Below are 12,055 nucleotides of genomic sequence, written 5' to 3' on the forward strand. Positions count from 1 at the left end.
ATGGACGTGATCAGCAACACTGTCGGAAATGTCCGATGTAGGTGCGATTACTCACAGCGTCTTCACGTCGGGCCCCGTATGCTTCACGGCATGTCCACCACTGTTGAACCCTCTTCCGAGCGATCGGCGGCCGAGGTCAACGAGGAGATCCGGGCCCTGTGGCTCCGGTCGGGCGGGACACTGAGCGTCGAACAGCGCGAGCAGTACCAGCGCCTGGTCCGGGAGTGGGCCTCGGCTCTTCCGCAGCCGGCCAGGGCCGCCTGAGCGAACCGCAGGCGGCCCCGTCACCGACGACCGGGCACCCATGAACGACGGGTGCCCCGCTCGTACCGACCTCGGCCCCTTCTCACATCCTCGTCGACCGGGTCGGCGGCCTGCCGACCCGCGCGACACCGTCACCTTCCCCGGCCGGATCGACGGCCGGGAGCCCGCCGCGGCCGCCCTCCTCCGGGCCGCGGGCCGACCGGCCCGCACCCCGCCGCCGCGCTCACCCCCAGTTCGCCGAGTAGTGACGCCGGTACGCCTTGCGGTCCTGCTCCGCCCGTATCCACCGCGAGGCCACCAGGGCGACCAGGCTGCCCCCGATCACCAGCAGACCCGGCCCGACGTTCCGGGGGTCGGCCAGCCGGGACAGCAGCGTCGAGGGGTCCGGGACGATGCCGCGCACCGGAGTCGACGCGCCCGGAGAGGCCGCGTCCGCAGCCGCCCCGGCCTCCGACGGCGCCGGGGACGGCGCCGCCGCACCACCGTCGGCCCCGGGCGCCACGATCAGCCGGACGTCGAGATCGGCCAGCGCCTTCGTCAGCGGCTGGAAGAAGGTCGTACCGCCCGTGCGGCAGTCGCCGCTGCCGCCGGAGGTGACACCGAGCGCGATCCCCTCGGAGAACATCGGACCGCCGCTGTCGCCCGGCTCCGCGCACACATCGGACTCGATGAGACCGCTGACCGTGCCCTCCGGGTAGTTCACCGTCGCGTTGAGCGCGGTCACCTCACCGTCGCGCAGCCCGCTGGTGCTGCCACTGCGGAAGATCCGCTGCCCGACCGCCGGATCCGCCACACCCGTGATCCGTACGCCCTTGCCGTCGCCGATCGCCACCACACCGGCTCCCTCGCCCGCCCGGCCGCCGGCGTACTCGATCAGCGAGTAGTCGTCCCCGGGGAAGCTGCCACCGATCGTGGTGCCGACCTCCTGCTCGGCGCCGCTGTCGGCGAACCACACCGACCCGTTGGGTCCGCAGTGCCCGGCCGTGAGGATGAACTCGCGCTTGCCGTCCGTCACGTTGAAGCCCGCGGAGCAGCGGCCGGCCGTCGACAGGATGGGCCGGGCACCGTTGAGCCGGGTGGTGAAGGTGCCCTCGGTCCGCTCCATGCGCACGAACCCGCCGATGCCGTCGGCCACTTCGGTCAGCTCGGACCAGTCGTCCGCGGACACCGTGGTGTCGCCCCGGACCACCACCTCGTTGGACCGGTAGTCCATGACCCACGCCGTCCCGGGCACGCGCGGCGCCGAACTCAACTTCCTCGTCGCGGACTTGAGGTCGTCCATGCTGTGGCGGACCATCCTCGCCTCCGCGCCGGCCTTCCGCACCTCGGCTGCCGCCTCCTCGTCGGTGACCGCGACCACCGTCCTGCCCCGGTCGTCCACCCAGCTGCCCGCCGTACGGGACGTGCCCAGCCGCGACATGAGGCCGGCGCCCGGGCCGGGCGACGTCTCCTCGGCGGTGGAGAACGGGACCGCGTCGGGCACCTGGGGTTCACCGGCGACGGCGCGGGTGACCATCGTGGCCCCCAGGAGGAGTCCGCCGACGGCCGCCAGCCGTGTCACTCGCCGGACCACCCGTCGTCGTGCGTGCCTCATGCATGGCTCCAGAACCTCTGCGGCACGGTGCGAACACCGCGGGGCCTCCCCGGAGTCGGGTGCCCTCCGTCCATACGGACCCGGAGCCCCGCGCGTTCAGCGCGGAGCCGGTCCCGGCGTGCCGGCCCGGCGCGGACCGATTTCGGATGCCGCCCGCGGCACGGCTGCCTATCGTGACCCCATGACCACGATCCCGCACGAGAAGCCCGGTGAACCCAACCCCCTGCACGCCCTCACCCTCGACCGCCTGCGGCGCCGCACCAGCATGAAGTGGCGCACCTATCCGGAGGACGTACTGCCGCTCTGGGTGGCCGAGATGGACGTGCCGCTCGCCGAACCGGTCGTCCGCGCCGTCACCGAGGCCATGGAACTGGGTGACACCGGCTATCCCGCCGGCAGCGCCTACGCCGAGGCGCTGGCCGTGTTCGCCGGCAAGCGATGGGACTGGGACGGTCTCGCCGTGGAGCGCACCGCGATCGTGCCCGACGTCATGCTGGGCGTGGTCGAGATGCTCGGACTGGTCACCGGGCACGGCGACGCGGTCGTGGTCAACCCGCCCGTCTACCCGCCCTTCTACGACTTCGTCCGGCACGCCGGCCGCGTCCCGGTCGAGGCGCCGCTGGGGGCCGACGCGCGGATCAACCTCGACGTCCTGGAGGAAACCTTCCGGCGTGTGACGACGGGCCGGCGACGCGCCGCCCATCTGCTGTGCAGCCCGCACAACCCGACCGGCACGGTGCACACCGCGGACGAGCTGACCGCCGTCGCCGCCCTCGCCGACCGGTACGGCGTGCGTGTCGTCGCCGACGAGATCCACGCGCCCCTGGTCGTCGGCGACACGCGCTTCGTGCCCTACCTGAGCGTGCCGGGCGGCGAGCGCGGCCTGTCCCTGATGTCGGCGTCGAAGGCGTGGAACCTGCCCGGGCTCAAGGCGGCTCTCGCCGTCGCCGGGGCGGGCGCGGCGGACGACCTGGCCCGGATGCCGGAGGAGGTCGGCCACGGCGCGAGCCACGTCGGTGTCCTCGCCCACACCGCGGCCCTGCGGGACGGCATCCCGTGGCTGGACTCCCTGCTCACCGGACTGGACGCCAACCGCCGGCTGCTCGCCGGCCTCCTGGACGCGCAACTGCCCGCCGTCCGCTACCGCCCGGGGGACGCCACGTACCTCGCCTGGCTCGACTGCCGCGCCCTCGGGCTCGGCGACGACCCGGCCGAGGTTCTCCTCCGGCACGGCCGCGTGGCCCTCACCTCCGGCCTCCCCTTCGGCACGGGCGGCGCCGGGCACGCCCGCCTGAACCTGGCGGCCTCGCCCGAGGTGATCACGGAGGCGGTGCGGCGGATGGCGGAGGCCGTGGGCCGGGCGGGCGCCATCCGTGGCTGACGACGGCTTCGACCACCCGCGCCTCGCCGCGCTCTACGATCCGCTCGACCCCGACCGCTCCGACCTCGACGCGTACCTGCGCACGGCGCGGGAGTCAGGAGCCCGGCGGGTGCTGGACATCGGCTGCGGGACCGGGGTCTTCGCCCTGCTCCTGGCCGACCGCGGGGTCGACGTGGTCGGTGTCGATCCCGCCGGGGCCCCCCTCGACGTGGCACGGAGCAAACCGGGTGCCGCGCGGGTCCGGTGGATCCGGGGCGACGCGAGCGCGCTGCCCCCGCTGGAGGTCGATCTGGTGACCATGACGGCGAACGTCGCCCAGGCCGTCGTCGCGCCGGACGCCTGGCACGACACCCTCGCGGCCGCCCGTACGGCACTGCGGCCCGGTGGGCGGCTGGTGTTCGAGACGCGGGACCCGGCCCGGCGGGCCTGGGAGGCGTGGACCAGGGAGCGGTCGTACCGGGAGGTGGACGTGCCCGGCGCCGGCCGGGTCGAGACCTGGCACCAGGTGACCGGCGTGGACGGCCCGCTGGTGACGTTCCGTACGACCTACGTGTTCGCCGCGGACGGGACGGTGCTGACGACTCGGTCGACGCTGCGCTTCCGTGAACGGGAGGAGGTCGAGGCGGACCTCGCCGCGCACGGCTACGAGCTGGAGCGGGTGGGGGACGCACCGGACCGTCCCGGCCGGGAGTTCGTCTTCGTCGCCCGCCGCCCGGACGCCTAGACTTCGCCGCATGGACGAAGCGTCGCTCGACCGGCTCGGGGCCGGGAAGTACCTGTTGGTCACCAGCTACCGCAAGAACGGCACGCCGGTGGCCACACCGGTGTGGGTGGTGCGGGACGGTGACGCGCTCGGGGTGTGGACCGTCGCCGACTCCTGGAAGGTCAAGCGCATCCGCGCCCGCGGCGACGTCCTCGTCGGACCGTGCGACGTGCGCGGCAGGCCGACCGGTGGCCAGGTCCCCGCCACCGCGGAGATCTGCGACCCGGCCACCACCGTCCGCTACCGGCGGCTGCTCGCCCGCAAGTACGGCCTGCTGGGCCGGCTGACGCTTCTCGGCAGCCGCCTGCGCCGGGGGTCCGACGGCACGGTGGGGATCCGCATCACCCTGTGAGACCGGGTGTCCGGGTCCGACGGCCCGTCAGGTCCAGGCCCGGAACGGCTCGTCGATCAGCTGGAAGACCGGCTCGCCCCGGACCGGGTCCTTGGCCGTCGACAGCCGGACCCGGTCACCGCTGTGGATACCGATGGGCGGGCCCATCACCCGGCCCCGCACCACGAATCCCTCGGCCATCTCGATGAGGGAGATGTTGCGTGCCGCGGGGGTGTTGCGGTGCAGCACGGTGGAGTGGCGGACCGTGCCGACGCCCTCGCTCCGTTCCGTACGCAGCTCGCTGCCCTGACAGACCGGGCACAGGAGCCGGTGGTACATGGCGGTGCCGCACCAGGTGCAGCGCTGGTAGGTCATGGCTTCCGTGTGGTCGGCGCCTCGCGGTGCGAGAACGCCCGTCGCGGAGCCGGCGGCCTGCTGAGCGACGCTTCCTGAGTGGTGATACACGCTGGTCAACTCCCTGCACTCGGCCGGAATCCCGGGTGCCCGGTCGCCCGGGCACACGTGTGCCCGGTCTGCGGTGCCACCGCGCACAGCCCCAGAGTATGGCACTGAGTGCCACGCGTAAAGGCACTCCGTACCCTCACCTTGACGGGAGGGGACGACCGGCTCAGCCACGGCCGAGCGCGGCCTCCAGCTCCTGCACCACCCGCCACAGCGGCGCCCCGCGGCGGGAGACGATCACCACCACGTCCCCGGGACCCCCCGACACGGCGGGTGCCGGCTCGGCGCCGAACGACGCCCGCACATGGCCGAGCGCGTGGTCGACCGCCGCCTCCGCGTCCCCCTTGCCGTCCGAACGCAGCCAGGAGCGCAACGCGTTGTTGTGCGCCGCCACCACGGCCGCCGCGATCACGTCGGCGCGCAGGATGCCGTCCCGCAGACCGGCGTAGCGGGCCCGCAGGTATCCGGCAAGGGCACGGTCGTAGCGCCGGACGACGGAGAGTTCGTACTGCCGCAGGCCCGGCACCTGCTTGGTGAGCCGGTAGCGCTGCACGGAGAACGTCGGGTTCTCGGCGTACATCAGCAGCACCAGCCGGGCCGCGTCGCAGACCCTGCGCACCGGGTCGGCGTCGGCGGACCCGGCGGCCAGGAAGGCCGTCATGTCGGCCAGGCACCGCTCGTGGTCGGGGAAGACCACGTCCTCCTTGGAGGGGAAGTAGCGGAAGAAGGACCGCCGCCCCACCCCGGCGAGCGCCACGATGTCGTCCACCGTGGTCTGTTCGTAGCCCCGCTCGAGGAACAACCGGAAGGCCGCCGCCACCAGGGCGTCCCGCATCGGCGGTTTCTCGGCCTTGTCACCGCGGCCGGGAGCCGCACCGGTGGAGCTCATGCACGGAACGTAGCACCGGGACGTCCCCGATGGCACTCGGTGCCCGCCGGCACGGAACCCGGTACCGTCGCCACGCCGCGTCGCGGGCCGTGCCTATGATCGGGCACCCGCCGCCTTCGAGGAGCACGTATGCCGCCCGCCCGTCCCCGCGTCCTCTACGTCACCGACCTGGCCTACCCGGCCCGCGGGCGCCGCTACTGCGACGAGGACATCTTCCTGACGTCCCGGCTGCGCGAACACGTCGACCTCGCCCTGTGCCACCCGCGCGACGCCGCCGCCCTGATGGACGGCTTCGACGCCGTCGTCGTCCGCAACAGCGGCCCGGTGCTCGGGTACCTGGAGGCCTACGACGCCTTCCGGGAGCGCGCGCTCGCGCACGGCACCCCGGTCTACAACCCGCTCACCGGCCGGGGCGACATGGCCGGCAAGCAGTACCTGCTCGACCTGAGCGCGGCCGGCCGGCCGGTGATCCCCACCGTGGGCCGCTCCGAGGACCTGGACCGGCTGCCCGCCGCGGAGCGGTACGTGGTCAAGCCCCGGCTCGGCGCCGACTCGGCGGGGCTGCGCGTCGTCACCGCGGACCAGGTGCGCGGCCTCGCCGACGGCGAGGTCCTGGTCCAGCCGCACATCGACTTCGCCTACGAGGTCTCCTTCTACTTCGTCGACCACTCCTTCCAGTACGCCCTCCACACGCCCGATCCGGGGCGGCGCTGGCAGTTGGAGCGCTACCGGCCCACCGCGGACGACCTGGACTTCGCCCGGGGCTTCATCGAGTGGAACACCCTCGACCGCGGCATCCAGCGCGTCGACGCCTGCCGCGCCCCCGGCGGCGAACTGCTCCTGGTCGAACTGGAGGACCTCAACCCGTACCTGTCCCTCGACGCCCTCGACGACGAGGACCGGGAGGCGTTCGTGTCGGCGATGGTGACGTCCCTGCGCGGCTTCCTCCGCGAGGCCGCCGGCACGGGCGGCTGAACCCGCGGGCCCTGCGGCGCGTATCTCTCCCCGTGGGCGCCCGACTCCCCCGCACGGGACGGAAGGAGAGCAGCGTGACGACACCGTCCGGGCCCGGCCGGCCGCACGGCGGACCGCCCCTGGAACCCATCCGCGTGCTGCGCCCGCGCCGCACCGACGCGCTGGCGGAGCTGTTCCGCGAGTTCGAGGAGGGGGAGCGGGACGGCTACGAAGCGGTGCCGCCGCCTCCCGGCGCGGACGACAGGACCCAGGAACTGCCGCCCGCGCCCGCCGGCCCGCCGCCGGGACGCGTACGACGCTCCTCGGGGCCGCGTGGAGCCGGGCCGGCGCTCGCCGTCGCCGCCGCCGTACTGATCGGGTTCGGCGGCGCGCTCCTCGTCACGGACCGGAACGCGGACGACCGCGCGGCCCCGGGACCCGCACCGTCCGCCGCTGCCCCGTCCGCCCCCGCACCGGCCACCCCGGCGCCACGCCCTCCGGCCGGCCGGGGTTTCCTCCAGGAGGGGGACTCGGGCCCCGAAGTGAGCGAGCTGCAGGAGCGGTTGCTGCGCGTCCCGGACGTCTACCGGTCCGGTTCCACCGACGGCCGCTACGACGCCGGCCTCTCGGCCGCCGTCGCCCGCTTCCAGCTCTGGTACGGCATCCGGGGCGACGAGACGGGCGTCTACGGCGACGACACCCGGCTGGCGCTGGAGTCCCGCACGGGCGAGGGGGCGAACTGAGCCGCGGGGCTGGACGCGGGGCGCCGGAGGGGGGCGGTCCGCGCCTATGTGGGGCGCCGGTCTCCCGTGGTCCGGTCCGGGGGGCCGGCCCCGCGGGGCTTCCCCGGCACCCGGATGTCCAGGACGCACACGTCGTCGCGGCGCTCCTCCTCCAGCATCGACTCCAGGAGCGTCGCGAGGGACCCGCGTCCCGGCCGGTCGCCCGGCGGGGCCGCGACGGCCCGCGCGAGCCGTTCGAGGCCCGCGTCGATGATCTCCGGGGGCCGCTCCACCAGGCCGTCCGTGTACAGCAGGACCCGGTCGCCCGGTTCGAGCCGGCACTCGGCTTCCTCGAAGTGCGGCGTGGCGGTGGCGCCGAGCAGCATGCCGGGGGGCCGGCGCAGGAAGGTGACCTCGCCGTCCCGCGCGAGCAGCGGCGGGGTGTGGCCCGCCTGGGCCCACAGCAGCCGCCGGTCCCGGCGCCGGTACCGGGCCAGGACCATGGTGGCGGTGCCGTGGGTGTCCCGGGAGTGCAGCAGCAGGGTGTTGAGCCGGGCGAGCGCTCCGGTCAGCGAGGAGCCGGTGATCACCATGCCCTTCGCGGTGAACCGCAGCAGCGCCATGGCGGCGACGGCGCCGACACCGTGTCCGGCGACGTCGCCGACGACGAACAGGGCGTCGCCGTCGGGCAGTTCGATCGCGCTGAACCAGTCGCCGCCGACCTGGATGCCGGACTGGGAGGGCAGGTAGGCGACCTCGACGCGCAGCCCGGCGAGACCGACCGGACGCTCCGGCAGGGGCAGCAGGGCGTTCTGCAGGCGGGTGACCAGGGTGCGTTCGGACTGCAGGACGTCGTGCTGGGTGAGGATCGCCCGCTCGCTCTCCACCAGGGCGAGTTCGGCCCGCCGCCGCGCGGTCAGGTCCTGGACGATTCCGTGTACCTCGACGGGCGTGCCGTGCGCGTCGGCCACCACCTCGGCGACCAGGCGCAGATGCCGGACACCGCGCGTGCCGCGCACCCGGAACGAGACGTCGAACGGCTGTCCCTCGCGGATCAGCGCTCCCACGGCCCGGCTGAGTTCGGACCGGTCGTCGGAGTACGCGAGCCGCGGCAGACCGGCGAGCGGGACCGGGCCGTCCGCCGGATCCCGGTCGAGGATCGCGAAGACCTGTGACGACCAGGACGCCTCGTCGGTCGCCAGGTTCCAGTTCGCCCAGCCGAGGTTGCCCAGCCGCTGGAGCACGGCGAGACGCTGTTCCTGCCGGTCGGAGGAGGCGTGCCGGGCCCAGGTGACGACCAGGGCGTCCTCCAGGCGCGTCACCCGTACGGAGTAGGTGGAGAGTGCGCGGGCACCGTCCACCGTCTCCTGGTGGGCGAACGGCTCGCTCTCGTAGGTACGCCCGCTCGACAGGGTGTCCAGGCAGCCCGGCCACACCGGTGTGTCCGTCAGGTCGGGCCACAGTTCCAGCAGCCGCCGGCCGGCCGGTTCGCCGCCCGCCCCGCCCAGGAGGTCGGCCGCCTGCGCCGTCGCGGCGTCGACCCGGAAGTCCTCGACGGTGCCCGAGGGGCCGCGCAGGGGGGTCAGCAGCATCGCCGCGACCGGCAGTGCCGCGAACAGCGCCTGGACGGCGTCCGAGGGCGCGTCGGACGCCGGCTCCGGCAGGGAGGTGAACGTCCGCATCCGTCCGGCGCAGAGCCGGACGACGCCCCGCAGGTGGACCCGGTCGCGGGCGGTGAAGCGGCCGGGCCGGCCGCGCAGCACGCCCAGGCAGGCCTCGGCGCCGTCCCCGGCGGGCAGTGGCAGCCAGGCCCGGGACCGCCACCGCTCGGGCGGTTCACCGATCAGCAGGTACCGCGTGCTGTCCTCGGCGTAGTCCTCCAGCCAGCGGGGCTCACCGGCGTCCATGGCTTCCAGTACGGCGACACCGCTGAAGGGGGGCACCTGGCGCCACCGGTCGGCCAGCCGTTCACCGATACCGGCGTGTCCGAGCAGTTCGAGACCTCCGCCGGCCCGGCGGCCGTAGATCATGACCGAGTCGGCGTCGAGGCCGGGACCGAGGTGGTCCAGCAGGCAGCGGGCCAGCTCCCGGTAGGTGTCGACGTGCACGAGGTCGCGGGCGAGGCGGCGCAGGGCGTCGGCGACGTCGTCGGGCGTGGCCGGGGCCGCGGTGAGGTCGCTCGCGGTCCCGGGGAGGCTCCCGGGGTCGCCGTCCGGTCGCGGGGTGCCGGTGCCGGGGCCGGCCGGGGTCAGATCACCGAGGGTGATCCAGCACTCCTCGAGCAGGGAGCGGCGGGCGGCCTTGGCGCGCTGGAGCAGGGTCTCGCCGGCGGCGTCCGCGGAGCAGCCGGTCAGGGCGATCACGGCGCCCTTGGCGCGCTCCACGACGGCCGAGGTCGCGGCCTGCTCGCGCAGCCGGTCCAGTTCGGCTCGCTGCTGGGCGACGACCCTGGCCAGTTCCACCAGATCCGGTGCGGAACCGGACCCTGTGGGGACGACGGGCTCGCTTTTCACGCGACGAGCATGGCACACCTCCGCCGGTTCGTTGACCGGCTTGTTCGGCCCGGTTGCCGACCGGCCCGGAGTGCGGGGCCGATTCCGGACGGCCCGGGATGCGGGGTGCGGTCAGCGGCCGGTTCCGGCCAGGGCCTGGGTCACCGCCCGCACGCTGCGGGCGATGTGCTGGAGCTGCATGATCTCGGCGGCGTAGAGCTTGATCGTGTGCTCGATGACCCCTTCGTGCAGTCCCGCCCGCGGCAGCTCGGCCCGGGCGGTCTGCAGGGCGGTGCGGGCGACCCGGATCTCGTGCTCGACCTGGATCTGGGCGTGCCGGCCGAGCAGAACGGGGTGCCGGATGAATGCCGGGTAGCTCGCGTAGCGGGCAGGCACCAGCTCGCGCAGCCACTTGGCCGCCGAGCGTTCCCAGTCGTAGCTGCCGGGGGTCTTGACCTGGCAGGGCCAGTCGGGACTGAGGCGCGTGGACGTCAGGGACATGAGCATCGCTTCCGGGTGTGCGGTGTCGCCGCGGAGGACGACGGTGTGGGGCGGCCCCGGTCTAGGGGATGACCGGGGCCGCCACGAGTGGCCGGGCAGGGGAAGCCCGGCCGAACACCCCGGTCGCCGGAGCGGGTAGGAGCCGGCGGCCTCGGGTGTTCGCGCAGGCGCCCGGTCGGGACCGTCGTCATCCGCGGCGAGTGGTGCTGGCAGCGCATGGGCGGACCGTCGGCTTTCCGGGCGGAGCGGGTGGGGACGAGGGTGCTGGAAGGCGGTCCCGGCTGTGGGCTCGCGATCCGTGAGCAGTATTTATATATGCCATCGGGTTTGCAAGACGTATGAAAACATTCATGTCCGCTTTGAATCGTGCACCCCTCGCGCACCGCTGGGCGCCCCTCCCGCACCGCCGGGCGCACCGAGTGGCTCAGTCCCTGAGGAAGAAGTGGTGCTCGTCGGCCACGTGCTCGTACTCGTCGAGCCGCGCCTGGGTCCGCTCCGGGTCCGCGTCGGTCATGGCCTGCAACAGTGCCGCGCACATCACGCCCGGCGCCGCGTAGGAGTCGAACACCAGCCGTGATCCGGTTCCCGTGGCGAAGGTGACGTCGGCCTCGTCCGCGACCGGGCCCAGTGCCAGATCGGTGATCAGCGCGACCTTCAGACCCGCGCTGCGCGCGACCCGCACCGCCGTCAGGGTCTCCTGCGCATGCCGCGGCATGGAGAACGCCAGCACCCAGGTGCCACCCGCTTCCCGTGACTGCAGCAGCGCGTCGTAGGCCACGCTGCCGCCCCGCGTCACCAGCCGCACGTCCGGGTGGATACGGCGGGCGGCGTAGGCGAAGTACTCGGCCAGGGAGACGGAGATGCGCAGGCCGAGCACGGTGAGCGGTGTCGAGGCCGACAGCCGGCGGCCGACCTCGATGAACCGGTCGGCGTCGGCGAAGTCGCGCCGCAGGTTCTCCAGGTTCTCGATCTCCGCGTCCACCGCCGCCTGGAGTTCGTTCCCGCGGGCCTCCTCGGCGGGTCCGCCCGCCCGGGTGCCGAGCGTGATCGACTGGAGCTTCTCCCGCAGCGCGGGGTAGCCGCTGAAGCCGACCGCCGAGGCGAACCGGGTCACCGAGGGCTGGCTCACCCCGACCCGGTCCGCGAGATCCGTGATCGACAGGAACGCCGCCTCGGTGATGTGCTCGATCAGGTACTGGGCGATGCGCCGCTGGCCGGGGGAGAGCCGTGGCCGGTCGAAGAGCGTGCGGAGCTGGGCCGTCGGGGACAACTCCGAGTCCTGGCCCGCCTTCCCCGACGTGATCGCGGATGCCTGTGCGCGTGCCCGCTGCGGCGAGGGCACCGGTGCGCCTGCTTCGTCTCCCACGAGAGTTCAACATAGCCCACGCGCCGCGGCGGCCCGGTTCCCGCCGGAGCACACCCGCTGTTCCCCCGAGCGGGGATATCCGCGCCTCATGGGGGAACCCGCCGACGCAGCGGAACAGGCCCACCCCCAGCACACGAGGAGCCACCGGACATGACCGTCCCCGAGGAGAACCGCCCGAAGACCCGGGACACCGACGAGATCGTCGAGCAGCGGCAGGACGACGGGACGCGCGCGCAGGGCGGCACCGGCCGCACGATGCGCGAGGCGCTGGAGGAGGCCGAGATCCGGCCGGACGACTACGACGAGCGGTAGACGAACGGCACTTCCGACGGCACC

Annotated in this window: 13 protein-coding genes; 7 read left to right on the top strand and 6 right to left on the bottom strand. The window is 73.9% G+C overall.

Features of this window, described 5'->3' with window-relative positions; translation table 11 throughout:
* The first annotated feature begins 78 nt into the window (after nucleotides 1-78).
* Nucleotides 79-264: a hypothetical protein gene (locus IE118_RS06815; RefSeq protein WP_189556421.1), complete on the top strand. Its 186-nt coding sequence runs from the start codon at nucleotides 79-81 to the stop codon at nucleotides 262-264.
* A 223-nt stretch (nucleotides 265-487) separates the two neighbouring features.
* Here the strand turns inward: IE118_RS06815 and IE118_RS06820 are convergent, their stop codons facing one another.
* Nucleotides 488-1,858, bottom strand: a complete 1,371-nt coding sequence (locus IE118_RS06820) for a S1 family peptidase (RefSeq protein WP_189556422.1) — start codon at nucleotides 1,856-1,858, stop codon at nucleotides 488-490.
* A 181-nt stretch (nucleotides 1,859-2,039) separates the two neighbouring features.
* On the opposite strand from IE118_RS06820, the gene IE118_RS06825 reads away from it, so the two are divergent.
* Genes IE118_RS06825 through IE118_RS06835 form a run of 3 tightly spaced genes read left to right on the top strand, consistent with a single transcriptional unit; the run spans nucleotide 2,040 to nucleotide 4,354 of the window.
* Nucleotides 2,040-3,239 (top strand): MalY/PatB family protein, encoded by a 1,200-nt coding sequence (locus tag IE118_RS06825; RefSeq protein WP_189556423.1) that lies wholly within the window; start codon nucleotides 2,040-2,042, stop codon nucleotides 3,237-3,239.
* The gene (locus tag IE118_RS06830) at nucleotides 3,232-3,963 is read left to right on the top strand and encodes a class I SAM-dependent methyltransferase (RefSeq protein ID WP_189556424.1); all 732 of its coding nucleotides are present in this window, start codon (nucleotides 3,232-3,234) and stop codon (nucleotides 3,961-3,963) included. The genes IE118_RS06825 and IE118_RS06830 overlap by 8 nt, the downstream gene beginning before the upstream one ends.
* Nucleotides 3,964-3,973: 10 nt before the next feature.
* Nucleotides 3,974-4,354 carry a PPOX class F420-dependent oxidoreductase gene (locus tag IE118_RS06835; protein ID WP_189556425.1) on the top strand — a complete coding sequence of 127 codons (381 nt, stop codon included), beginning with the start codon at nucleotides 3,974-3,976 and terminating at the stop codon, nucleotides 4,352-4,354.
* A 27-nt stretch (nucleotides 4,355-4,381) separates the two neighbouring features.
* Here the strand turns inward: IE118_RS06835 and IE118_RS06840 are convergent, their stop codons facing one another.
* Together IE118_RS06840 and IE118_RS06845 are read right to left on the bottom strand one after the other, a co-directional pair.
* Nucleotides 4,382-4,798: a Zn-ribbon domain-containing OB-fold protein gene (locus IE118_RS06840; protein WP_189556426.1), complete on the bottom strand. Its 417-nt coding sequence runs from the start codon at nucleotides 4,796-4,798 to the stop codon at nucleotides 4,382-4,384.
* Between the two features lie 163 nt (nucleotides 4,799-4,961).
* Nucleotides 4,962-5,684 (bottom strand): TetR family transcriptional regulator, encoded by a 723-nt coding sequence (locus IE118_RS06845; protein ID WP_189556427.1) that lies wholly within the window; start codon nucleotides 5,682-5,684, stop codon nucleotides 4,962-4,964.
* Between the two features lie 129 nt (nucleotides 5,685-5,813).
* Between IE118_RS06845 and IE118_RS06850 the strand changes: the two genes are divergently transcribed.
* Both IE118_RS06850 and IE118_RS06855 read left to right on the top strand, forming a co-directional pair.
* Nucleotides 5,814-6,659, top strand: coding sequence for an ATP-grasp domain-containing protein (locus IE118_RS06850; RefSeq protein WP_189556428.1), 846 nt, complete (start codon nucleotides 5,814-5,816; stop codon nucleotides 6,657-6,659).
* A 74-nt stretch (nucleotides 6,660-6,733) separates the two neighbouring features.
* The gene (locus IE118_RS06855; RefSeq protein ID WP_189556430.1) at nucleotides 6,734-7,381 is read left to right on the top strand and encodes a peptidoglycan-binding domain-containing protein; all 648 of its coding nucleotides are present in this window, start codon (nucleotides 6,734-6,736) and stop codon (nucleotides 7,379-7,381) included.
* 44 nt (nucleotides 7,382-7,425) lie between these two features.
* On the opposite strand, the gene IE118_RS06860 is transcribed toward IE118_RS06855, so the two are convergent.
* The 3 genes from IE118_RS06860 to IE118_RS06870 form a co-directional block, all read right to left on the bottom strand.
* A complete protein-coding gene (locus tag IE118_RS06860) occupies nucleotides 7,426-9,873 on the bottom strand; it encodes a SpoIIE family protein phosphatase (protein WP_189556432.1) in 2,448 nt (815 codons plus the stop codon).
* A gap of 111 nt (nucleotides 9,874-9,984) precedes the next feature.
* Nucleotides 9,985-10,353 carry a hypothetical protein gene (locus IE118_RS06865; RefSeq protein ID WP_189556433.1) on the bottom strand — a complete coding sequence of 123 codons (369 nt, stop codon included), beginning with the start codon at nucleotides 10,351-10,353 and terminating at the stop codon, nucleotides 9,985-9,987.
* A 424-nt stretch (nucleotides 10,354-10,777) separates the two neighbouring features.
* Complete coding sequence (locus IE118_RS06870; protein ID WP_189556969.1) at nucleotides 10,778-11,695, bottom strand: MurR/RpiR family transcriptional regulator; 918 nt, start codon at nucleotides 11,693-11,695, stop codon at nucleotides 10,778-10,780.
* A gap of 174 nt (nucleotides 11,696-11,869) precedes the next feature.
* Here IE118_RS06870 and IE118_RS06875 point away from each other — a divergent pair, with 174 nt between their 5' ends.
* A complete protein-coding gene (locus tag IE118_RS06875; protein WP_189556434.1) occupies nucleotides 11,870-12,031 on the top strand; it encodes a hypothetical protein in 162 nt (53 codons plus the stop codon).
* Nucleotides 12,032-12,055: the final 24 nt, after the last annotated feature.

The sequence above is a fragment of the Streptomyces pilosus genome (assembly GCF_014649835.1).
Classification (GTDB): domain Bacteria; phylum Actinomycetota; class Actinomycetes; order Streptomycetales; family Streptomycetaceae; genus Streptomyces; species Streptomyces pilosus.

Coding starts and splice junctions, on each gene's coding strand:
- IE118_RS06845 (WP_189556427.1), bottom strand. CDS start 5,684: ATGAGCTCCACCGGTGCGGCTCCCGGCCGCGGTGACAAGGCCGAGAAA.
- IE118_RS06835 (WP_189556425.1), top strand. CDS start 3,974: ATGGACGAAGCGTCGCTCGACCGGCTCGGGGCCGGGAAGTACCTGTTG.
- IE118_RS06850 (WP_189556428.1), top strand. CDS start 5,814: ATGCCGCCCGCCCGTCCCCGCGTCCTCTACGTCACCGACCTGGCCTAC.
- IE118_RS06865 (WP_189556433.1), bottom strand. CDS start 10,353: ATGTCCCTGACGTCCACGCGCCTCAGTCCCGACTGGCCCTGCCAGGTC.
- IE118_RS06815 (WP_189556421.1), top strand. CDS start 79: ATGCTTCACGGCATGTCCACCACTGTTGAACCCTCTTCCGAGCGATCG.
- IE118_RS06825 (WP_189556423.1), top strand. CDS start 2,040: ATGACCACGATCCCGCACGAGAAGCCCGGTGAACCCAACCCCCTGCAC.
- IE118_RS06875 (WP_189556434.1), top strand. CDS start 11,870: ATGACCGTCCCCGAGGAGAACCGCCCGAAGACCCGGGACACCGACGAG.
- IE118_RS06820 (WP_189556422.1), bottom strand. CDS start 1,858: ATGAGGCACGCACGACGACGGGTGGTCCGGCGAGTGACACGGCTGGCG.